The organism is Lacipirellula sp., assembly GCF_965279485.1.
Classification (GTDB): Bacteria; Planctomycetota; Planctomycetia; order Pirellulales; family Lacipirellulaceae; genus Lacipirellula.
The window spans coordinates 4,858,695-4,877,806 of sequence record NZ_CBDIIC010000002.1 but is presented as its reverse complement, the minus strand read 5'-3'; the positions used below and the strand labels follow the sequence as shown (position 1 = coordinate 4,877,806).

18 protein-coding genes, 1 tRNA gene and 1 pseudogene are annotated in these 19,112 nt (G+C 62.7%); 11 read left to right on the top strand and 9 right to left on the bottom strand.

Annotated features, from left to right (window positions below):
- The first annotated feature begins 179 nt into the window (after nucleotides 1-179).
- Nucleotides 180-686 carry a hypothetical protein gene (locus ACQY7R_RS27060; protein WP_428308654.1) on the top strand — a complete coding sequence of 169 codons (507 nt, stop codon included), beginning with the start codon at nucleotides 180-182 and terminating at the stop codon, nucleotides 684-686.
- A gap of 189 nt (nucleotides 687-875) precedes the next feature.
- On the opposite strand, the gene tsaD is transcribed toward ACQY7R_RS27060, so the two are convergent.
- The 3 genes from tsaD to ACQY7R_RS27045 form a co-directional block, all read right to left on the bottom strand.
- On the bottom strand, nucleotides 876-1,928 hold the full coding sequence (gene tsaD, locus ACQY7R_RS27055; protein WP_428308653.1) for a tRNA (adenosine(37)-N6)-threonylcarbamoyltransferase complex transferase subunit TsaD: 1,053 nt from the start codon (nucleotides 1,926-1,928) through the stop codon (nucleotides 876-878).
- A gap of 20 nt (nucleotides 1,929-1,948) precedes the next feature.
- Nucleotides 1,949-2,593, bottom strand: coding sequence for a class I SAM-dependent methyltransferase (locus tag ACQY7R_RS27050; RefSeq protein WP_428308652.1), 645 nt, complete (start codon nucleotides 2,591-2,593; stop codon nucleotides 1,949-1,951).
- A 78-nt stretch (nucleotides 2,594-2,671) separates the two neighbouring features.
- Nucleotides 2,672-3,790 (bottom strand): DUF1207 domain-containing protein, encoded by a 1,119-nt coding sequence (locus ACQY7R_RS27045; protein WP_428308651.1) that lies wholly within the window; start codon nucleotides 3,788-3,790, stop codon nucleotides 2,672-2,674.
- A 168-nt stretch (nucleotides 3,791-3,958) separates the two neighbouring features.
- On the opposite strand from ACQY7R_RS27045, the gene ACQY7R_RS27040 reads away from it, so the two are divergent.
- The 5 genes from ACQY7R_RS27040 to ACQY7R_RS27020 all read left to right on the top strand — a co-directional run bounded on the left by ACQY7R_RS27040 (nucleotide 3,959) and on the right by ACQY7R_RS27020 (nucleotide 8,066).
- Nucleotides 3,959-4,270 (top strand): MTH1187 family thiamine-binding protein, encoded by a 312-nt coding sequence (locus ACQY7R_RS27040; protein ID WP_428308650.1) that lies wholly within the window; start codon nucleotides 3,959-3,961, stop codon nucleotides 4,268-4,270.
- Between the two features lie 24 nt (nucleotides 4,271-4,294).
- Complete coding sequence (locus ACQY7R_RS27035; protein WP_428308649.1) at nucleotides 4,295-4,765, top strand: flavin reductase family protein; 471 nt, start codon at nucleotides 4,295-4,297, stop codon at nucleotides 4,763-4,765.
- A 55-nt stretch (nucleotides 4,766-4,820) separates the two neighbouring features.
- Nucleotides 4,821-6,020, top strand: coding sequence for an L-2-hydroxyglutarate oxidase (gene lhgO / locus ACQY7R_RS27030; protein ID WP_428308648.1), 1,200 nt, complete (start codon nucleotides 4,821-4,823; stop codon nucleotides 6,018-6,020).
- Nucleotides 6,021-6,246: 226 nt separating this feature from the next.
- On the top strand, nucleotides 6,247-7,101 hold the full coding sequence (locus ACQY7R_RS27025) for a dockerin type I domain-containing protein (RefSeq protein ID WP_428308647.1): 855 nt from the start codon (nucleotides 6,247-6,249) through the stop codon (nucleotides 7,099-7,101).
- Nucleotides 7,098-8,066 (top strand): DUF1559 domain-containing protein, encoded by a 969-nt coding sequence (locus ACQY7R_RS27020; protein WP_428308646.1) that lies wholly within the window; start codon nucleotides 7,098-7,100, stop codon nucleotides 8,064-8,066. Before ACQY7R_RS27025 ends, ACQY7R_RS27020 begins: the two co-directional genes overlap by 4 nt.
- Here the strand turns inward: ACQY7R_RS27020 and ACQY7R_RS27015 are convergent.
- The 4 genes and pseudogenes from ACQY7R_RS27015 to ACQY7R_RS27000 all read right to left on the bottom strand — a co-directional run bounded on the left by ACQY7R_RS27015 (nucleotide 8,044) and on the right by ACQY7R_RS27000 (nucleotide 11,341).
- The gene (locus tag ACQY7R_RS27015) at nucleotides 8,044-9,024 is read right to left on the bottom strand and encodes a hypothetical protein (protein WP_428308645.1); all 981 of its coding nucleotides are present in this window, start codon (nucleotides 9,022-9,024) and stop codon (nucleotides 8,044-8,046) included. The two genes, ACQY7R_RS27020 and ACQY7R_RS27015, sit on opposite strands and share 23 nt — an antisense overlap.
- A 510-nt stretch (nucleotides 9,025-9,534) precedes the next feature.
- A pseudogene (locus ACQY7R_RS27010) lies at nucleotides 9,535-9,750 on the bottom strand (type II secretion system protein); the annotation flags it as partial.
- Nucleotides 9,751-9,752: 2 nt separating this feature from the next.
- Nucleotides 9,753-10,550, bottom strand: coding sequence for a PEP-CTERM sorting domain-containing protein (locus tag ACQY7R_RS27005; protein WP_428308644.1), 798 nt, complete (start codon nucleotides 10,548-10,550; stop codon nucleotides 9,753-9,755).
- Between the two features lie 176 nt (nucleotides 10,551-10,726).
- The gene (locus ACQY7R_RS27000; RefSeq protein WP_428308643.1) at nucleotides 10,727-11,341 is read right to left on the bottom strand and encodes a hypothetical protein; all 615 of its coding nucleotides are present in this window, start codon (nucleotides 11,339-11,341) and stop codon (nucleotides 10,727-10,729) included.
- Between the two features lie 206 nt (nucleotides 11,342-11,547).
- Between ACQY7R_RS27000 and ACQY7R_RS26995 the strand changes: the two genes are divergently transcribed.
- Complete coding sequence (locus ACQY7R_RS26995) at nucleotides 11,548-12,441, top strand: LysR family transcriptional regulator (protein WP_428308642.1); 894 nt, start codon at nucleotides 11,548-11,550, stop codon at nucleotides 12,439-12,441.
- A 99-nt stretch (nucleotides 12,442-12,540) separates the two neighbouring features.
- Here ACQY7R_RS26995 and ACQY7R_RS26990 read toward each other — a convergent pair whose 3' ends face one another.
- On the bottom strand, nucleotides 12,541-13,848 hold the full coding sequence (locus ACQY7R_RS26990; RefSeq protein ID WP_428308641.1) for an ATP-grasp domain-containing protein: 1,308 nt from the start codon (nucleotides 13,846-13,848) through the stop codon (nucleotides 12,541-12,543).
- Nucleotides 13,849-14,156: 308 nt separating this feature from the next.
- Here ACQY7R_RS26990 and ACQY7R_RS26985 point away from each other — a divergent pair, with 308 nt between their 5' ends.
- The 4 genes from ACQY7R_RS26985 (at nucleotide 14,157) to ACQY7R_RS26970 (ending at nucleotide 18,691) form a co-directional block, all read left to right on the top strand.
- Nucleotides 14,157-15,149: an epimerase gene (locus ACQY7R_RS26985; protein WP_428308640.1), complete on the top strand. Its 993-nt coding sequence runs from the start codon at nucleotides 14,157-14,159 to the stop codon at nucleotides 15,147-15,149.
- Between the two features lie 215 nt (nucleotides 15,150-15,364).
- Entirely contained in the window at nucleotides 15,365-16,639 is a 1,275-nt protein-coding gene (locus ACQY7R_RS26980; protein ID WP_428308639.1) for a helix-turn-helix domain-containing protein, read from the top strand.
- Nucleotides 16,640-16,773: 134 nt separating this feature from the next.
- Nucleotides 16,774-17,982 carry a Y-family DNA polymerase gene (locus ACQY7R_RS26975; protein ID WP_428308638.1) on the top strand — a complete coding sequence of 403 codons (1,209 nt, stop codon included), beginning with the start codon at nucleotides 16,774-16,776 and terminating at the stop codon, nucleotides 17,980-17,982.
- A 199-nt stretch (nucleotides 17,983-18,181) separates the two neighbouring features.
- Nucleotides 18,182-18,691, top strand: a complete 510-nt coding sequence (locus ACQY7R_RS26970; protein ID WP_428308637.1) for a hypothetical protein — start codon at nucleotides 18,182-18,184, stop codon at nucleotides 18,689-18,691.
- Between the two features lie 70 nt (nucleotides 18,692-18,761).
- On the opposite strand, the gene ACQY7R_RS26965 is transcribed toward ACQY7R_RS26970, so the two are convergent.
- Nucleotides 18,762-18,836: transfer RNA gene (locus tag ACQY7R_RS26965), tRNA-Pro, on the bottom strand.
- Between the last annotated feature and the right edge of the window lie 276 nt (nucleotides 18,837-19,112).

Genomic DNA, 19,112 nt, shown 5'->3' with positions numbered 1-19,112 from the left:
CCTCGCTGCGACGCCCATGGCGTTGCGACATATCGCGAGTTTTCCCGGCGTCTTGTCGCACTGATGCGAATCTCCCACGGCCACGGCCCGCGCATTGAAAGCGTTGCAGGCGGCCTTAGTTGACTCGGAAACGAGCCGTCGGTTCGTCGCGAGATCGCAGCACCACAAGGAGTGTTTGAATGGTTCATTACCTCGCTGTCGCCATGCTGGCCGCTTCGTCTGCCGTCACCCCCGCTACGACGGAATGGCAGTCGGATTACGGCAAGGCCCTGGCGACGACGCGGAGTGAAAACCGCCCGCTGCTGATCGTTCTGGACGCCCCGGAAACGGCCGTTGCGGCGGACCTACTCGCAACGGAAGGCCCGAATGCTGAATTGCTGAAGTCGTACGAGTTGTGCCACGTCGACGTCACGACCGAATACGGCAAGAAAGTGGCCGCCGCCTTCGGCGCGACCCAATTCCCTCACACCTCGATCATCGACAAGAACGGCGCCACGGTGCTGTTCAAGCAGCCGGGCGCGATCTCGGCCGATGAGATGAAGACTGCCCTGACGAAGTTCGAAAAGGGCGAGCAACCAGTCGCTCACACCGTCGGCTATCGTGGCAACACGATCCTCGACTCGCAAACCGGCGCCTCGTACCCGGCCGGCTGCACCGCCTGCCAACGCAAGGCGATGGGCCTGTAAGCTTGGCTAAATTCGATTCGCGGTTCATGCGATTGGCGTGAACGCGACCAGAATCAGCTAGATCGACAACATTGAGAAAAGCGGCTCAAGCTTCGGCTTGGGCCGCTTTTTCGTGCGCGGGCGGCAATTTAGCCCCGGGCTCTGCCCGGGGGTGGCGTTGCGCGGGGCGACATCCACCGGCATGGAAATTCACCCCCGGGCGGAGCCCGGGGCTAGGTGGGGGCGCTCCAAGCCAGCGGAGATTTCCAACTCCAACGTCTCAAATTTGCCGGCGTTGAACTTCTCGAGCGCGATCGCGCCCATCACCGCGTTGTCGGTGCAGAGCGACAGCGGCGGGATGTGGAGTTCGATCTTCCGCTCGGCCGCCAGTTGTTCCATCCGCTCGCGAAAGGGACGATTGGCCGCGACGCCGCCGCCGATGCAGAGCCGCTTAAAACCGGTCTTGTCGAGGGCCAGCATCGCCTTGCCCGCGAGGCAATCGATGACTGCCGCCTGGAAACTCGCCGCCATATCGGCGACCAGTTGCGGGTCGAGCGTTTCCGCGTCCATCGTCGGTCGGCCGGCGCCGAAAAGGTGATACCTCACGGCCGTCTTCAGGCCGCTGAAGCTGAACTCCAATCGTGAGTCATCATCGAGCAACGGCCGCGGTAAACGGAACTTGCGCGGGTCGCCCTTCTCGGCGGCACGCTGGAGCGCCGGGCCGCCGGGAAAGCCGAGGCCGAGCATGCTCGCCACTTTGTCGAACGCCTCGCCTGCCGCATCGTCGATCGTCCCGCCGAGCGGCGTGAAGTCGAGCGGCGTTTCGCAGCGGTAGATGTTCGAATGGCCGCCGCTGACGATTAGCCCGATGCAGGGGAACACGTCGTGCCCGGCCGCGAGGCGGCAGGCGTAGATGTGGGCCTGCAGGTGATCGATCGCGATCAGCGGCAGGTCGAGCGCCAGGGCCAGCGTCTTGGCCGCCATCAGGCCGACGAGCAGCGAGCCCGCCAGACCGGGGCGATTCGCGACGGCGATCGCGTCGAGGTCGGCCAGCGTGACGCCCGCTTTCGCGAGGGTCGAGTCGATCACTGGCAAAATGCGTTCGACGTGGGCCCGCGAGGCGATTTCAGGCACCACGCCGCCGAACCGCTCGTGAAACTTCTCCTGCGACGCGACGACGGCGCCGAGGACTTCCAAGCGATCGTTGATCACCGCGGCCGCGGTTTCATCGCACGTCGATTCAATCGTCAGAACAAGAGTCATAGCTGCCAACAACGGAAAAACTAACCGTCGTATCTCAAATGATGAACCCACGCCGGGGGGACGTTGGCGAGAACGCATTCCTGGCGAAATTGCCGTTTGTTGAACAGGTCGCTGAGGGTGCGGGTGATACCGGTAAGCCGCTCGCGGTCGGGGCGTTTGCAAACGACCGATTTCACTCGCCGGATCGCCACATACTCAAAGAAACTGAGCGTCGCTCCAGGCGCCGCTAAGCGTTCCAAATGGGCCAGGATCGACTGAACCAGCTCAACCGGAAAATTATTGAACGGCAGCCCCGAGACGATCACCTCGAACTTCTCGTCCGCCGGCAGCTGCTCAATCGGCAGGTGGTGGATGCGAATCCGATCAGCGACGCGATTCCATGTGGCCTGCGTCTGCAAACGTTCTCGTAACGCATCGACGAAGCGTTCATTCAGCTCAACGATGTCGAGCGTGTCGGCCGGGCCCATTTGGTTGATGATCGCGTCGGTGACGACGCCAGTGCCGGGGCCAACTTCCAGAATGCGGCGGCCTTTGCCGTCGCCGGCGACGTAGCGGGCCAGTTCGCGGCAAAGCTTGGGGCCGCTCGGCGCGATGGCGCCAGTGCTCTCAAACGTGCGGCGGAACTCTTGCCAGAACAGTCGATAATTTGCCCCGCCGGTTGCCATCGAACCAGTCTAGCGGGAACTCGGCTCGCAACGAAGCCCCGAGAAACGGGCGATAACTGCCCAAAAGGCGCCGAGGAACTAGAACTCGTACCAGAGCCCGATGCCGAGTTGCTCCTCGAAATTACGGAAGAACTCGAACTGGTTCGACTTGCCGTTGAAGTAGTGGAAGCCGGTCCGCAGCACCTTCGTGCTGTTTCCGCGCCAGAGCCAGCCGAGTTGGGCGACCACGTTGCCGCCAAAATCGACCTCTTCGCGGATGTGCCCGTTGATGGCGAAGAACGGCACGCCCCACGGCCCTGTCGGTCCCGGTTCCGCGACGTCGACGCCAAACTGGAACTCCCACGGTTCAGATTCGTCGTAGTGGAACGCCCAGCCCATTTCGGCATACCACCGCCAGGCCGGCAGCGGGAAGTACGAAAAGGCGAGCGTCAGCACATCTCGACTAAAATTGATCCGGTCGACGAGGGCATGTTCGCGAATCGCATACTCGTCGCCCATGTGCGAGCTGAGATGGTAGTACGAGAATTTCGTTTGCCACTTTTCGCGGCCGTAAATAAGCGGCATGCCGAAGCGGAAGTCGACCGCTTCGACGTCCCAGTTCGCATCGAGGTTGAGCCGTGGGAACGCGGCGCCTTCGATTTGGAATTCGGCGCCTTCGTTTCGGCCGGGACCGTCACTCCCGTAACGAAGGAGCGACGCACGACCGCCAAGCGACACGTCGAGGTAGTCGGTATTGTTCGGGGCGTTGTGGAACGCGACGCCTGAGATCCGCGGCTCGTGGACGCCGGCCCAGTACGATTGCCAGATGACGTTTTCGGGGAGGAGCCGCCATTGCCACAAGGCGGGGTCTTTCGGCGAGATGTCGCCGTGATCGATGAACAGCGGCATCGCGACCGGCGGCGCGACGAAGACCGGCGGCGGGCAGGCCATCATCTGATCCATGGGCATGTCGGTCGCCATGGGCATGGCCAACGGCGTTGGCGCCTGAGCCACTTGGACCGGCAGGCCGGCTGGCGTCGCGGCTGCTTGAGCGAGGTCGCCGGCGCCGGGCGTCGGCAAGATGCTGGCATCGGCACGATAAGGTTGCCAGCTGCCCAAGTTGGAAGTGGGCGCTTGCGCCCACCCGCTACAGGTCCCCGCCAGGGTTCCTGTTGCGGTGGCAAGAACCCACAGCACTCGTAGCGACCTGATGTCCATCGAGGGGAAGGGTATTGAACTCCCGCAATTTCGCGAAGAGCGATTTTTGCGGGAATTCGGCTACCTCGACACCCCAGTCGCCCCACTTACAATGGGCTACTTGCCCCGATCTTCCCGCCTTGCCGAGGCGAGCCGGGCGCCAGCAACCGCACGAGCGTTCGCCCTACCATGGTTCTCCTGGAAATGAGCATCGTGCCGCTCGGGCAGGGCGAAAGCGTCAGCCGCTACGTCGCCCAATGCGTCGAAATCGTCGAGCGGTCGGGCCTGCCATACGAGCTGCACGCGATGGGGACGATCGTCGAAGGCGAGTTAGCGCAAGTGCTCGACCTGATGCGCGAGTGCATTGAGACGGTTGCCAAGTCATCGAACCGCGTCAGCTGCACGGCGAAGATCGACTACCGTCAGGGAGTGTCGGGCGGCATCCAAGCGAAGGTGGCAAGCGTGCGCGCCAAGCTGGGACAAACGCCTCCCGCGAACTAGCGAGCCCACGGACTCCCCTGCCCTATGAGCGATCACCTCCCCATCCTTGGCCGTGTCCCGAGCGGCATCTTTATCCTCACCATCGGCCGCGACGAGCGTGCCACGGGGATGCTTGCCAGTTGGGTGATGCAGGCGGGGTTCGAACCGCCATGCGTGACTGTCGCGGTGAAGCGCGGCCGTTACGTTGCCGATTGGCTGGCCGCGGGCGAGCCGTTCGTGCTGAACGTCGTCGGCGAGAAGCAGCACCAGTTTTTGAAGCACTTCGGCAAAGGGTTTGAACCGGAACAGCCTGCGTTTGAAGGCGTCGAAACCTTCACTGCGGCGAACGGCGTTCCCGCACTGGGCGGCGTCGTGGGGCATTTGGAATGCCTGCCGCAATCGCACGTCGAGTCGGGCGATCACGTCATTTTTCTAGCCCGCGTCACCGGCGGCGCCCTGACCACCTCCGACTTGCCGCCGATGGTTCACATTCGCAAGAGCGGAGCCAACTACTAGCCGCCCGGCGAGTTAAACTTCCAATTTCACTGCAACGCCCCTCCCGCCTCGATTCATGCCCACCTCAGATCTCATTGTCATTGGCGGAGGCATCGTCGGCCTCGCCACCGCGTACAAGTACCAGCAGCAATTCCCCGGCCGCAGCGTGCTGCTGCTCGAAAAGGAAAGCGAGCTCGCCGCCCATCAAACGGGCCGCAACTCGGGCGTGCTCCACTCGGGAATTTACTACAAACCAGGTTCGCTGAAGGCGAAGAACTGCCGCGAGGGGAAGCTCGCGATGGAAGCGTTCTGCCAGGCAGAAGGCGTTCCCTACGACATCTGCGGAAAGGTGATCGTCGCCCTCTCGGACGAGGAGTTGCCCCGCCTCGACAGCATCTACGAACGCGGCCTGGCCAACGGCGTGAAGTGCGAGATCATCAGTCGTGAACGGCTGCTTGAACTCGAACCGCACGTCGCCGGTATCCGCGCGATCCATGTTCCGGAAACGGGCATCGTCGACTACCCGATGGTCTGCAAAAAGCTGGCGGAGCGAATCGTCGCCGCGGGCGGCGAGATCAAGCTCGGCACGGCTGCTCTTGGGTTTAAGAGCGACGGAGCGACCACCATTGTCGAGACGATTGCCGGCGGGTTCGCCGCACGGCAGGTCGTCAATTGCGCAGGGCTCTACAGCGATCGCGTCGCCGCGCTCACCGGCGAGGAACCGCCGGCAAAGATCATCCCCTTCCGCGGCGAGTATTTCGAGCTCAAGCCAGAAGCCGAACACTTGGTGAAAAACCTCATCTACCCGGTGCCCGATCCGGCGTTCCCGTTCTTGGGCGTCCACTTCACGCGGATGATCAACGGCGGCATTGAGTGCGGTCCGAACGCCGTGCTGGCGTTCGCGAGAGAAGGGTATTTCAAGTCGACAATCAACATTCCCGAGCTTGCCGAATCGCTGACTTATCCAGGGTTCCTTCGGTTGGCGGCCAAATATTGGAAAATGGGCGCCGGCGAGATGTGGCGGAGCGTCAGCAAGCGGGCGTTCGTCCGGGCCCTCGCCCGGCTCGTACCTGAGATCAAAGCTGAGCATCTCGTCGCTGCCCCGGCCGGCGTGCGGGCCCAGGCCTTGATGCGCGACGGTTCGTTGGTCGACGACTTCCTGATTGAATCGCACGGCAACGTGGTGAACGTCCTCAACGCCCCGTCGCCCGCGGCGACTTCGGCGCTGACGATTGGCGACTCGATTGTCGAGCGACTGGCAGCAGCCCGCAGCTAGCCGAGAACGCAAAAATCCCCCCCAGACGGCGGGGAAGTTTTGAGAGCCCACTTCGGCAAACCGTCAGAGGCGCGTTTTCAGCCGCCAAACGGCCAGATTTCGCTTGTCCCGGGCAGCGCCGCTCCCTACTCTTACACCGTCTTGCGGAGCCTCTCCTCTGCGCCTCGACGGCCCGGCAACGCGCGGCCGCGCGTCGAAGTTTGTTGCGAATGTGCACCTGGGTGACATGGTACGAGTCGTTTCTCTTCTGCTTGTCGCGTTAGCAGTGTCGTTCGGCGGCCCATCGCTGCGCGCGGCCGACTACAGTGAATTCGTCACTGGCGACTTGTCGGGAAACCCCGCCCTCCCCACGCTCTGGTCGCTTACGCCTGGCGGTAACACGCTGGTCGCTTCGAGTTCTGCAGTTGATCAGGACTTACTGCGATTCGACGTGCCGACCGGGTATGTGCTTAGTTCGATCGTCGTGCAGTTTCATGAAAGCCCGAGTCGCGTCTTCACGGGAATTCAAACCGGGACGACGTGGACGGCGGGCGTCGGCTTCGAAATTGACCCGACGAACATGCTGGGGTGGGTTGATTTTCCTTTCAATCCGGAACACTCACACCAAGAGACCGATATCCTAGCGGCCATCGGCGAGGCGCCCGGTTCGATTGGCTTTGCCCCCCCGCTGGCAAGCGGCTCGTACACGATGCTATTCCAAGCGCCGAGCTCCATCGTGCCATTTGCCCTGCAGTTCAACGTAACGCAGGTCGGCGGCGGATTGTCGGCCGACTTCAATCGCGACGGCTTCGTGAATGGAGCCGATTTGGCGATGTGGCGGCAAGCGTTTGGGGCCGGTGCAGGAGCAGACGCCAATCAGGACGGCCGCACCGATGGCTCCGACTTCGTTATCTGGCAGCGCCAAAACGGTCAATCAGGGTCGATTTCTGCGATTCCTGAACCTGCCTCGATCATGTTGGCGATGCTGGGAATCGGCGCAGCGGCGTGCCGCCGCGAGCGACTGGCTCGACGGCGATCGGGTATCGCTGGAACTCATCAAGGACTTGCCCAACGCGTGCCTGTCACGGAGCAACACGGATGATTGATCTGCGCAACCACGTCCGACAACGGGGCATGACGCTCGTTGAGCTGCTGGTCGTCATCGCGATCATTGGCCTATTGGTCGCATTGCTGCTGCCTGCGGTGCAGATGGCCCGCGAGTCGGCGCGCAAGCAGGCCTGCGGCAACAACCTGAAGCAAATTGGCCTGTCGCTACAGAACTACGTCGCCGCCAAGAAAGCCTACCCGGCTGGGTACGTCTCGAAGCTCCGCCCGAATGGCGACGACGCCGGCCCTGGCTGGGCGTGGGGCGTGGAACTGCTTCCCTATTTGGAGCAACAAGCGCTTTACGAGTTGGTTGACTTCAAGGCGCCGGTGGAATCGCTCGCTGCGGAGCGGGTGCGGTTGCGTTCGCTACCGGTGTTTATCTGCCCTTCCGATCATCAATTTCAGGCCGTGGTCGACGTGAAGATGAATGCCTTCTTCAAAGCAGTCTGCCAAATGGCCGCGGCGAACTACGTCGCCAGCGCCGGGGCCGTGCGGCCGACTTGCATCGTGTGTCGCGACCACTTCGACGGCGTCTTCGGCCGCAATCGCCAAACGAAGCCCGAAGAGTTGCTCGACGGCTCCTCCAACACGCTCGCGATTGGCGAACGATCGGCGCAATGGTCTAGCGCCGTGATGTGGGGCGTCGTCGCTGGCTCGCGCTTGTTCGACAATCAACATCCCGGTGAGTTCGCCGGGGGCCCTGGCTTCGTGTTGGGCACGACGTTCAAAGACGGCTTCAACATCTGCGACACCGAAGAGGAAGATCGGAACGCTTCGACCAGCTACGCCGAAGGTTTCGGCAGCCAACATCCGGGCGGCGCCTATTTCGCTTTCTGTGACGGCGGGACGCGATTCGTATTCGACACGGTCGACCCGGCGGTGATGAACGCCCTGGCGACGCGAGACACGATGTCGAAAGAGGGCAAGGAAGACCCGATCATTCACGAGAGCCCGTTCTGAGGCTGTGGCGAAAGGACCCCGACCCCGTCTTGCACAGCCGCATGAGCAGTAGCGCCCATGCGAGTAGGCTCAAGCCAGTTGGTTCCGGAATTGCCGCGAGACTCGGCGTCGCCGGCCACGAGCGGCCGAAGCCTTCTTTCCAAACGGACAAGTCGTCGACGTCGACAACCTTGTTGAGCGAGCCGTCAGCCGCGAGCTCCGTCGTCGAACCGAACGTACGCTGCCAAGCGAGGAAGTCGCCGCCGTTGACGAGGTCATTCTTGTCGTAGTCGCCGGGCAATCGAGCGTCGCTGTTGATCGTCCGTGAAGCGAGATCGTATTCCTCCGGGGACAGGCTGTAGTTGAGCGCAATCAGAAACGGCTCGGAAGCGGCGTAGTTCGGCGAAGTCAGTCGCGCGAAAAAACCGTAGGCGCCAAACTTCGCTGCCGGCGAATCGTCGAGGAAGTACAGCAGCGGATGTTGATGGGAGCCGATCTCTCCCGGGTTCGGTTCGAGGATTTTCACGCTCGAAGCCGTCGTCGGGGCTGTGAACTGCGTGATTCGAACGTCGCCGAACCCCTTCTGCGACGCGATACGGACGAGCGGATCGTCGGGCGCGACAGCGAGCGTTGCCGTTTCCTTATCCCAAAACCAGAGCCAGCGATTTGGTGTCGCGACATCGGTGAAGTCGGGTCGCGCGAGAACCTCCAGCGAAAGCTGGCTCCCCGCCGCGACGCCGGTCACCTGAAAACCGGGGAGCGACGTGAACTGCGTGTTGTTAGGCCCGAGGTCGAGGAAGGCGTCCTCGTGGTAGTCGAAGCCTTGCCTCGCGTAACCAGCCGACAGCGGCAGCCCGCCGGAAATCGTCAGCACGCCGCTACTGCCGTCGACGTGGATCGGCAAGCCGTGGCCGCGCGCAACGGCCGGCGCCAGTGCAGCCAGAGCGGTTAGCATGAGGGCAGCGTATGTTTTATTCATGAGAAACTCTCGATGTCGTTCAATGGGCGCCGCGCCGCATCACTGCGGCTTGGCGAAGTTGAAACCTTCGTCGGTCCATTGGCGAATGACGTCGCCGCTGATCGTTTCCACGTGAGCGTCAAGGTAGAGGTAGTTCGACGACTCCGCGTGCCGGTCGAGCTTCACGTCGCGGACAATCATGTCGTCCACGAAATCTTCGCTGACCGTCAGTTCGGTAAACCACTCCGAAGCGTGGGCGTGTTCGACGCCTGACTTGGCGGACCATTTGTCGGCGATCTCGAAGACGGTCATCGTCTTCGAGGTACTCGGGACCTGCCGTAGGTAGCGAACGAAGCCCGCGTCTTCGTCGAGCGTCGCCGGATCCTTGTCGTTGATCAAGAAATCGTTGGCGACGTAACTCGATCCCTTGGCCGCAAGCCGTTCGTCAGCAATCGGATCCTCGGGGCAAACACGAATCGCGTCGACGCTTTCCATGTAGGGCGCGAGCGTGTAGACCCAACTCAGGTTTTCGCCCTGGTGGTAGTTGTGCGGCAGTTCGCCGTCGTGGTCGTCGCAGAAGCGAAGCACGCCGAGGCCAATCTGCCGCAGCTGATTCTTGCAGGCGGCAGAGCGCGCGGCAGCCCGCGCGCTCTGTACCGCCGGCAAGAGCAATCCCACCAACACGCCGATAATCGCAATGACGACCAGCAGTTCCACCAGCGTCATTGCTTTACGGGCTTGGTGCATGGTTACGCCTCACTACTGCCGCGGCGGCGACTCGCGACGCCCAGGCAGATGAGCGCGAGCCCGGCGAGCGCGAGGCTGGCTGGTTCGGGAATCGCCGTCATCGCCTGAATGGCGCCGGCTGCAATTCCTTGTTGTTGAGCGAAGGCGAGCGTCGCCGCTCCCGCTTCGCTCGGCGTGACGCCCTTCGGCAACACGAAATAAAACGGGGCCGAGTCCGTCAGCCCGGCGGCCGAGACCTTCAGGCTGAGCAGGTAAACGCCGTCGGCCAGCGTGCTCGTGTTCGACGAGCCGTCGCCGAGGAAACGATACCCCATCCCTGTGTGAGCCTCTTCATCGGTCACGCTCAAGCTGTATGCCAGCGACGCGAAGGGCCCGACGTCGGCCGTCGTCGCCGTCAGCGGGTTGCCGCTCACGGTTTTGTACAGCTGCAGTTGCGTGACGCCGGCGTCAACGAAACTCGCGCCGTTCCACTTTTTCAGTCCATCAACGATGCTTGTCGTGTAGTTTCCCGTTTTGAACGGATGGGAAGCGGCGTCCACGAAACCGACGCCCACCGCGATGCCGGGGCCCGAGCCGGCGGTACCAGGGGGCTGCACCAGCCACTGGCTGGAAACATTTACGACGGGCAGCACATACAGCGACGTTGCCGGCGAAACGGGGACGTAGTCGTCGATCAGCACCTGCCGAGTAACGATCTTTCCCGCTTCGGCAGTCAGCTGAATCTGCGGGCCGTGGGCGTGCAGAGGCGAGGCCGCCGCCGCGATGAGCGCAGCGGCGAGCGCAAACATATTCCAACGCATGAGTACAAATTCCTCCAAAATGCGTGCCAGCGCGGCGCTTCGACCATCGTGGTGCGAGTTGCTCGCGACAATCGATGCGAGGTCAATGCGCAATAGCGAATCACGATCGGAGGTCCGCGTGCTAAATTGCGCGCAAACCTCTAGCGCAACCGCTGGCGTCAAGAAACATTGATGCCTTAAGACGCGAGTAACTCGCGGGCATCCGGCGGAGGAGTCGCCACATCGCGGCTAGGAGAAAAGTACCGCGGCGGAGCTTCGATCGCGAGCGGGCCGAGATCTACAAATGCATCCGCGAGCATCGGCAGCGCCGGCGGAACCGACGGCGGCAGCAGGCCGACCGAAACGCTGATTCCACGACATTTCAGGGCACAAATTAGTAGCACAGTCTTGCCGCCCGACGACGCTGAGCGGGTCGATTCGCCGTCATGACTGCAGGCGTCATCCGCGCAGCCGCCGCTCTGCTGTTCACAGCAAGCTGAGCGCTGCGCACAGCACGAGGAACCGGCGGCGCTACAAGCCGTTTGCTTCGCTAGTTCCCGACGGGCGGCGGCGATGACATAGACGGGGACATCCACGTTATTACGCTCGGCCCACGCCACCTTCTGAGCGTTCGTGAAGCAGCAGCAACCCCGCCAGCAAGTCTCGGCGTCGGTGCAGCCGCAGGGGCAGTTTTGGCAGGGAAACGGCGCCCCAGAGTTGGCGGCGCGCTGAGCGGAGATCGGCACGCCAAGCGAACCGATGGTGACCGTCACGACGGCCAGCCAGATCGATAGTCGATGAAACCGACTCAAGAAACCATCTCCTGCGTGGCCGGCGATTGGTCGCTCAGCCAAGCCAAGAGTATAGACCAGCGGCAGACCGCTGCGAAGCGGGCGGATGCGTCTACACGGGGAATTCACATCCTAGCGAGACGATTCGCGAGATTGCCACCGCCTACGCCGGCGAGTAAAATCATAGCCAATCGCTATAACTAAACAGAAATCGATAGCTCAACGACATGGAACTCCACCAACTCCGTTACTTCGTCGCCGTCGCCGATCAGGGGAGTTTCACGAAGGCCGCCGCCAAGTGCGACGTCGCCCAACCGTCGCTCAGCCAGCAGGTGATCAAGCTTGAAAAAGAGCTGCGGCATCCACTATTCGAACGGCTCGGCCGCACGATTCGTCTCACCGATGCGGGACGCGCCCTCTACGATCACGCCGTCGCCGTGCTCGCGCGCGTCGACGAGATTCGCGATCGCGTCACGGCCGCCACCGACCCGAAACGAGGCACGGTGACCATCGGCGCGATCCCGACGATCGCGCCCTACCTGATGCCGTCGCTGCTCAAATCGTTCGGCAAGAAGTTTCCGCAGGCGACGCTCGCGCTGCACGAGAACCTGACCGACCCAACGACCCGCGCGTGCCTGGCGGGCGAGATCGACGTCGGCATCATCGCGTCGCCGTCGGCGAGCGATCTGCTCCACAGCGAGCCGCTGTTCACCGAGAGCTTGCTGCTCGCCCTGCCGCCGAGCCATCCGCTCGTTAAAAAACGAAAAGTGTCTCTCGACGAATTGGAGCGCGAGCCATTCGTGCTGATGAGCGAACTCCACTGCTTAGGGGATCAAATTGTGGGCTTTTGCCGCCAGCGGGGGTACTCGCCGGTGGTCCGCTGCCAAGGGGTGCAGTTGCTGACAATCCAGGAACTCGTCGCGCAAGGGCACGGCGTGTCGCTGATCCCCGCGATGGCGCACGAAATGGACCGCGGTCGCCGCTGCGAGTATCGAGAACTCGCCGATCCGACGCCAACGCGGACGATCCACGCCATTTGGCACAAAGATCGGTACCAATCGCCGCTGGTGAAAGAGTTTATTCGAGCGCTCCGCGACCACGCCGCCCGACAAGGCAACTAACGCAGCATTTCTAGCCCCAGGCTCCGCCTGGGGGTCGCGCGGCGTTACGCACGGCGACGCCGACCGGAATGGAAACCCACCCCCGGCCAGAGGCCGGGGCTAGGACACTAGCAACTCCGTCGACACTTTCCCGTGCTTCAAAAACACCGCCAGCGGATACAGCAACCCCAGCGCCGGCAGCGGATCGTTCCACGCCCAAATGTCGGACACCGTGTGGCCATGGTCGCGGAATAGCTTGCGGGCCAGTTCAACGCGTCCGCGGACGTCGGCGCCTTCCTCTAGTCGACCAATAAAATCCTTGATCGCCTTCATGCGTTGACCAGAGCCAAACTCACCCCGCGCCTGCTCGAACGACGCCCGCAGCGTCCCCATCTGCCGGTCGTCCTGAATGATCTCGGTCAACGTCGAGAGCATCGAAACGACCGGCGTCTCGGTCTTGATCGTCGGATCGCCCGGCACAATCGGCGGCACCTTGCCGTCAAGTGCGAGCCGATAGAGCAGCCACGGATAATCCCAACCCGACGCGACCGATTGCGTTAGCCCGCCCCAGAAGCGGGGATTCACCTCGATGAGTTGCGGCGTCGTCGCTTGCCCGTCCCAACGGAAGTCGATCTCGGCGACGCCATGCCACTTCAAGCTGGCGAGCAGCGCGGCGCCCGTCTGCTCCATCGCCGGCTCGCTCACCGTCTCTCGCAGCACGCCGGTGCCGCTCCGCACGGGGTAAGTGCGAATGTTGTGGTACGTCATCGTCGTCGCGAGTTCGCCGTGATTGAATAGGAACGTCGCGCAATAATCTTCGCCGGGAACCGAGGCCTGCAGTAACGGCACGGCGTCATTGCCGAGCGTGTAGCGATGGATAAATTCCTCGCACGCATGAATGGCTTCGGCCGAGTTCGTCGCCCGTTTCACCCCCACGGCCGCGGCGGAACGCCGCACTTTGACGAACGCCGGATAGTTGAACCCGACGGCCCGCTCGCGGAACTCGTCGAGCGAATCGGCGACAATTGTTTCCGGAATAGGAAGCTCTCGCTGTTGGCAGAGCCGCGCGAGCGTCCCCTTGTCGTCGACTTGCATGATCTGCTCGATCGTCGGAATCGCGAATTTGATCAGCGGTTCGAAGCGATCGCGATTCGCCGAGATAAGATACGTTTCCTTGTGAAACGGCATCAGCACATATTCTTCGCCCGCGACGTAGTGCCGGCGAATCACCTCTTCGAGCTTCGCGAGAAAACCCTCCGGATCGTTGTCGGGATTCGGGTAAAGAAAGCTCTCGACCGTGTACCGCGAAAAACTGGCCGGGGCGAAGCGATACTCATCGCCGGCGATGATCTGAACGCCGCGGCGACCGAGGCTGCGGGCAGCGGCGAGGGCATTCCAACCGCGGGCGAACGTGAGAATGGCTTTCATGGCGATCCGGAGGAAAACGAAGCGACGATCTCTATGGTGGCAAATCGACTCGCGCGGCGACGGGGCATCGGTTTCATTCGGCAGGATTGCGGGCTTCTTGTCGCCTCGGCCCGCGCGCTTCCGCGGCGATCGACACGGCCGGCGCGATCGGAAGCGCAGCGGCGCAGTTCGCTCGCATCTCCCCTAGCCCCGGGCTCCGCCCGGGGGTCGCGTTGCGTCACGCACGACGATGTCTACCGGAATGGAGACCTACCCCCGGGCGGAGCCCGGGGCTAGGGAAGACGTGGCTTGTTAACGATTAGTGAGCAATGCGGTTCATCAAGCTGGGACAACCTGTTGCCACGCCACCGAGCCGCATCATGCCGCACATCGACGCCAGCAAAAAGATCTTCATCGCCGGCGGCAGCGGGTTCTTGGGAATCTCGCTCGCCACCCATCTCGCGGCACTTGGTTGCGACGTCGTGATCGCCTCGCGAAAACCGCCCAAGCCGCGCGGGCCGTGGCGGCATGTACCGTGGGACGCCCGCACGGTCGGCGAATGGCAACGCGAACTCGACGGCGCCGCCGGCTTGGTGAATCTCGCCGGCCGCAGCGTCGACTGCATCAAAACGCCCGACCATTGCGACGAAATTCTCCGCTCGCGGGTCGAGGCGACGCTGGTGCTCGGCCGCGCCCTCCGCAACGTCGATCGCCCGCCGCCTGTGTGGGTGCAGATGAGCACCACCCACATCTATGGCGATCCGCCCACCGCAACCTGTGACGAAGACTCGCCCACCGGCTTCGGCCTAGCGCCGACTGTCGGCCGCGCGTGGGAAGCGGCCTTTCGCGAAAGCCTCCTGGCGGAACAGCGCGGCGTGGTCTTGCGCACGAGTTTCGTGCTCGGCCGCGATCGAGGCGCCGGCGGCGGCGCGCTCACGACGCTCGCGCGACTAGCCCGCTGCGGACTCGGCGGCCGCGTCGGTTTGGGAACGCAGGGGATGAGTTGGATCCACGAGACCGATCTCAATCGTCTCGTCGAGCGCGGGTTGTTCGACGAGACGATGCGAAGCTCGTACATTTCGTCATCGCCGCAACCTGTCGCGCAGCACGAGTTCGCCCGCGAGTTGCGCCGCGCCGTCGGCATGCCGATTGGGTTGCCCGCACCCGAATGGTTGGTGCGGCTTGGCGCCCACTACATACTGCGCCGCGATCCTGAATTAGCCCTCTACGGCCGCTACGTTGCATCATCGCGTCTGGCCAAGGAAGGGTTTCAATTCGAATTCCCACAACTGAGGTCCGCGCTCGCCGACCTGCTTACGTAGGCTCTGTGAGCTAAAAGCGGACAAACTGTTTCAGTCATTGCCTCGAAGCGCAATCAACCAATCGGCAGTCGGATCGCAACATCCCCTGCCCCGGGATCGATCACCACGGCGACCTGAATGTTGGACCCATATCTCATCTTGTAGCTGTTATCGACTAGAGTCATAATACTCATATCGCCCGTTTTTTGGTTCAATCGTCTAAGCGACTGCCTTTTGTGGATGTTCTGACTGACCTTCTGTCTGCCGCCGGCGCCTCAGTAGAAGTCGACCGCAGCACCGCATGCGACGCTAATTGGCGGATGGAATTAGCCGGCGGCAAGGCGATAGAATTTTTCGCCGTCGGTGCAGGAACGTTTGAACTCTGTTCCGACGCCGCGTCGCTGGAACTCGCCGCGGGACAGCTGGCGTTCGCCGCCGCAACGCCAGGTCGAACGACGATCGCCAACCTGAGCGGCGACGGCGCCGCGCTGGTCGTGGGGCGAATTCACCTGCAGCCAAGCATGGCCAACTTCGCCGGCAACGACCTGCCTTGGCTCACCGTCGAACTCGATCCCACCAACACCGCGCTCGTCGCCCGCTTGATTGCCGAGGCGACCGAGGCCTCCCCTGGCTGGCGTTCCACCGCGAGGGCGATCGCGCATGGGCTGTTTGTCTCGGCGCTCCGTTCTCGCGGCACAGCGCCTAACGAAGATCCCGGCTTGATGCGCGGGCTCGCCGATCCTGAAATCGGTGAAGCACTCCGGCTGATGCATCTTCACCCGAATCATCCGTGGACTGTTGCGGAATTGGCGGAACGGCTCGCTGTGTCACGTTCGGGCTTTGCCGCGAGGTTCAAGAAGATCGCCGGCCGGCCACCGCTCGCCTACCTCACTTGGTGGCGACTGCACCGCGCCGCCGCGCAGTTGCGTGGCAACGACGGCGCCACGCTGGCTCAAGTCGCGCGAGCTGCAGGGTACGATTCCGACGCGTCGTTCGGCAAAGCGTTCCGCCGCGAGTTCAGCATGACGCCCGGCCAGATGCGTCGCGACGGCGGACGGCTGAAATCCTCGCCGCTGCAGCTCGAACTGAAGAAGCGGACGCCGTTCGAAGTCCCTGAGCAAGAGGCGGTGCTGAACCTCATGAAGAGCAGCGAGAAAATCCGCTGCGAGGTCGAACCGCTATTCGCTGCATATGGGCTGACGATTCCGGCGTACAACTTATTGCGAATCTTGCGCGGGGCGGGCGAAGCGCTCCCGCTGGCGGAGATCGAAGCTCGGATGGTGATCGCCCATCCGTCGCCGCCGGATCTCGTCGCCGAACTTTGCACAGCGGGATTCGTGGAGCAGGAAGTAGACGCCGCCCTCGCAGTCACGATGGCCGGCAAGGAAGTGCTCGCCAATCTTGACGACGCGGTTCTTGATCTCCACCGCCGGCAGCTAGCGCATTTCTCTGCGATGGAAATCGCCGACCTCAATCGGCTGCTTGCAAAGCTGCGGCGGACTGACCTCTAAGCCGCCGCTGGTTGCGGCCAGCCGACGAGTCTTCAGCCACTGCAGAAATCTCGCCAGAAAAAAGTTGCTTGCATCGCGCCCGCGCCGACGATACCGCAGTGGACATGCGACCACCACCTTGAGGCGCGGCTGCGATGATGAATTGGCTGTTCACCGATATGGACGCGTACTTTGCCTCAGTGGAGCAGCACCTGCGGCCGGAACTGCGCGGCCGGCCCGTAGGGATCATCCCGGTCGAGACCGACTTCACCTGCATCATCGCCGCCAGCTACGACGCCAAACGGCATGGGGTGAAAACAGGAACCGGCGTCCGCGACGCGAGGCGGATGTGCCCCGGCATCAAGCTGGTGAAAGCTCGGCCGAGCATCTACGTCGAAAAGCATCACGAGCTGCTGCGCAGCGTCGATGAGGTCGCGCAGGTCGAAAAGGTCTACTCGATTGACGAGTGGTCAGTCCAATTACGCGGTCCGCAGCGGGACTCGACGGCGGCGCGGCAGTTGGCCGAACAGGTGAATCGCAAGATACTAAATGACTTCGGCCCCTGGCTGAGTTGCTCGATCGGCGTGGCGCCGACGCGGCTCCTCGCCAAGATTGCCAGCGGACTCGGCAAGCCCAACGGGCTGACGGTCCTCTCGACCGACGACCTGCCGGGGCGCTTGGAACATCTCAAACTGACCGACCTCTGCGGCATCAGCGACGGGATGCTGGCCCGCTTGCAATCGCATGGCGTCCACACGGTTCGCCAACTTTGGGAGACCGACCAGCGCGAAGCGACGCGAATTTGGGGGTCGGTCGCCGGCGGCCAGTGGTGGGCCGGCTTCCATGGAATCGACCTCCCGGAGGTCGCGACGCGGCGAAGTTCGATGAGCCACGGCAGCGTCCTGGCGCCCGAGTTCCGCACCGAAGAGGGAGCGAGGCTCATTCTCTCGCGGCTGATTTGCAAACTCGGCCAACGACTTCGCCGGCATGGCTACGTCGCCCAAACGCTGCGGGTCTCCCTCCGCGACGAACGGGGCGGTCGGTACGGCGACGAGATCGGCGTCCCGCTAGTGAACGACACGGCAACGCTGCTCCACCAATTTTTTAAACTCTGGGACCGCCGCCGACCGAACGGCCAAGCGATCAAAAAAGTCGACCTCGTCGTCGGCGGACTGAAGCTGGCGACCGAGGTGTCGCGGCCGCTGATCGAGGAGTTCGACAAACTCGCGCGGGCGTCGAAGGCAGTCGACGCGATCAACCTGCGCTGGGGGGCGTCGAAGGTGTACTTCGCCCCGATGCACAACTGCCGCCAGGCGATGGAGAACAAGATTGCGTTTGGGCGGATACCGGATGCGAGTGATTGAGTTAAGATGCCTCCAGCGATGGCGCGGACCTCGCGCCTTTGCGGATCATCTCAGAGGACTAAAATGCGTCGATCTAGCAACGAAGTTGCCATCCAGACAATCATATTCGGAACGCTAGGCTTTCGCGCCTCTCTCGAAGTGACCGAGCATCCACGATGCAGCGAGGTCTGCTCTCGACCTACTACCTTGGCTCGAACAATTGAACTTCGGCGACCGTGTTAAGGAAGTTCATCGCGAGATTCTGAGCACGCCACACGGCGACTTGCCGCAAGAATTTGTGACGGAAGCCGTTTGGCGAGGAGAGGCTGCTTATTTCTTGGGATGGGCAATACAGCTATTCGACAAACCACACCCCTCGACGTTCACCGATCCAGGAGCGCTAACGGGCGTCCTCCAATTGCTTCAGCCGGACGCCAACGAATTGGTTCCGAGTGCACGTCTACGCGCGCATCCCGAAATCGACGATTACAGCGCACTCTGTCTCTTGATAAGGCATCTGCTTCAGCTTCAGGAGATGCAGGCAGGCGGGAGAGACTCGCTTGAGCGCGCATACCAGTCGAGATTAGCCAAACTCGGACTGAGCCCAGCTTCCAATCGGCTTGAGCCAGGTGCGGCAGACGCAGTGATATCTTCCACTGCGAAAGACTCTAGGGGGCTGTACGTCGTGCGAAGCTTGGCAGCCGAATGGCTGCTCGGCGAAGAGGAGTGACAAGCATCTCCTCGGTTGCCCCGCCTTCCAAAAGTGCTCGTCCAAATGGCCAATCTGGCGGTGATGCAAGTCGGGGCGACAGGATTCGAACCTGCGACCTCCTGGTCCCAAACCAGGCGCTCTAGCCAAGCTGAGCTACGCCCCGCGGCGTTGGACGCGGCCCAGCTGAACCGGGCCCGCGAATGGCAATCCCGTATGGTAGCGGGCCGGGCGGCAGAGGGCAACGCGAGAAGGGGTCGGGGGCCTTTTGCCACTGGCGGCGCACCACTCAAAGCATTCCGCCCAGTGGCAAAAGGCCCCCGACCCCGTTTAGCATCCACGCCCAAGCGGTAGGCGGGGCGGACCCCTCGGAGTACCTCGGGGTGACGGGCTCTGGCCCGGCGGCAACAAAAAAAGCGGGGGCGAATCGCTTCGCCCCCGC

Coding starts and splice junctions, on each gene's coding strand:
- ACQY7R_RS27060 (WP_428308654.1), top strand. CDS start 180: ATGGTTCATTACCTCGCTGTCGCCATGCTGGCCGCTTCGTCTGCCGTC.
- tsaD (WP_428308653.1), bottom strand. CDS start 1,928: ATGACTCTTGTTCTGACGATTGAATCGACGTGCGATGAAACCGCGGCC.
- ACQY7R_RS27050 (WP_428308652.1), bottom strand. CDS start 2,593: ATGGCAACCGGCGGGGCAAATTATCGACTGTTCTGGCAAGAGTTCCGC.
- ACQY7R_RS27045 (WP_428308651.1), bottom strand. CDS start 3,790: ATGGACATCAGGTCGCTACGAGTGCTGTGGGTTCTTGCCACCGCAACA.
- ACQY7R_RS27040 (WP_428308650.1), top strand. CDS start 3,959: ATGGTTCTCCTGGAAATGAGCATCGTGCCGCTCGGGCAGGGCGAAAGC.
- ACQY7R_RS27035 (WP_428308649.1), top strand. CDS start 4,295: ATGAGCGATCACCTCCCCATCCTTGGCCGTGTCCCGAGCGGCATCTTT.
- lhgO (WP_428308648.1), top strand. CDS start 4,821: ATGCCCACCTCAGATCTCATTGTCATTGGCGGAGGCATCGTCGGCCTC.
- ACQY7R_RS27025 (WP_428308647.1), top strand. CDS start 6,247: ATGGTACGAGTCGTTTCTCTTCTGCTTGTCGCGTTAGCAGTGTCGTTC.
- ACQY7R_RS27020 (WP_428308646.1), top strand. CDS start 7,098: ATGATTGATCTGCGCAACCACGTCCGACAACGGGGCATGACGCTCGTT.
- ACQY7R_RS27015 (WP_428308645.1), bottom strand. CDS start 9,024: ATGAATAAAACATACGCTGCCCTCATGCTAACCGCTCTGGCTGCACTG.
- ACQY7R_RS27005 (WP_428308644.1), bottom strand. CDS start 10,550: ATGCGTTGGAATATGTTTGCGCTCGCCGCTGCGCTCATCGCGGCGGCG.
- ACQY7R_RS26995 (WP_428308642.1), top strand. CDS start 11,548: ATGGAACTCCACCAACTCCGTTACTTCGTCGCCGTCGCCGATCAGGGG.
- ACQY7R_RS26990 (WP_428308641.1), bottom strand. CDS start 13,848: ATGAAAGCCATTCTCACGTTCGCCCGCGGTTGGAATGCCCTCGCCGCT.
- ACQY7R_RS26985 (WP_428308640.1), top strand. CDS start 14,157: ATGCGGTTCATCAAGCTGGGACAACCTGTTGCCACGCCACCGAGCCGC.
- ACQY7R_RS26975 (WP_428308638.1), top strand. CDS start 16,774: ATGATGAATTGGCTGTTCACCGATATGGACGCGTACTTTGCCTCAGTG.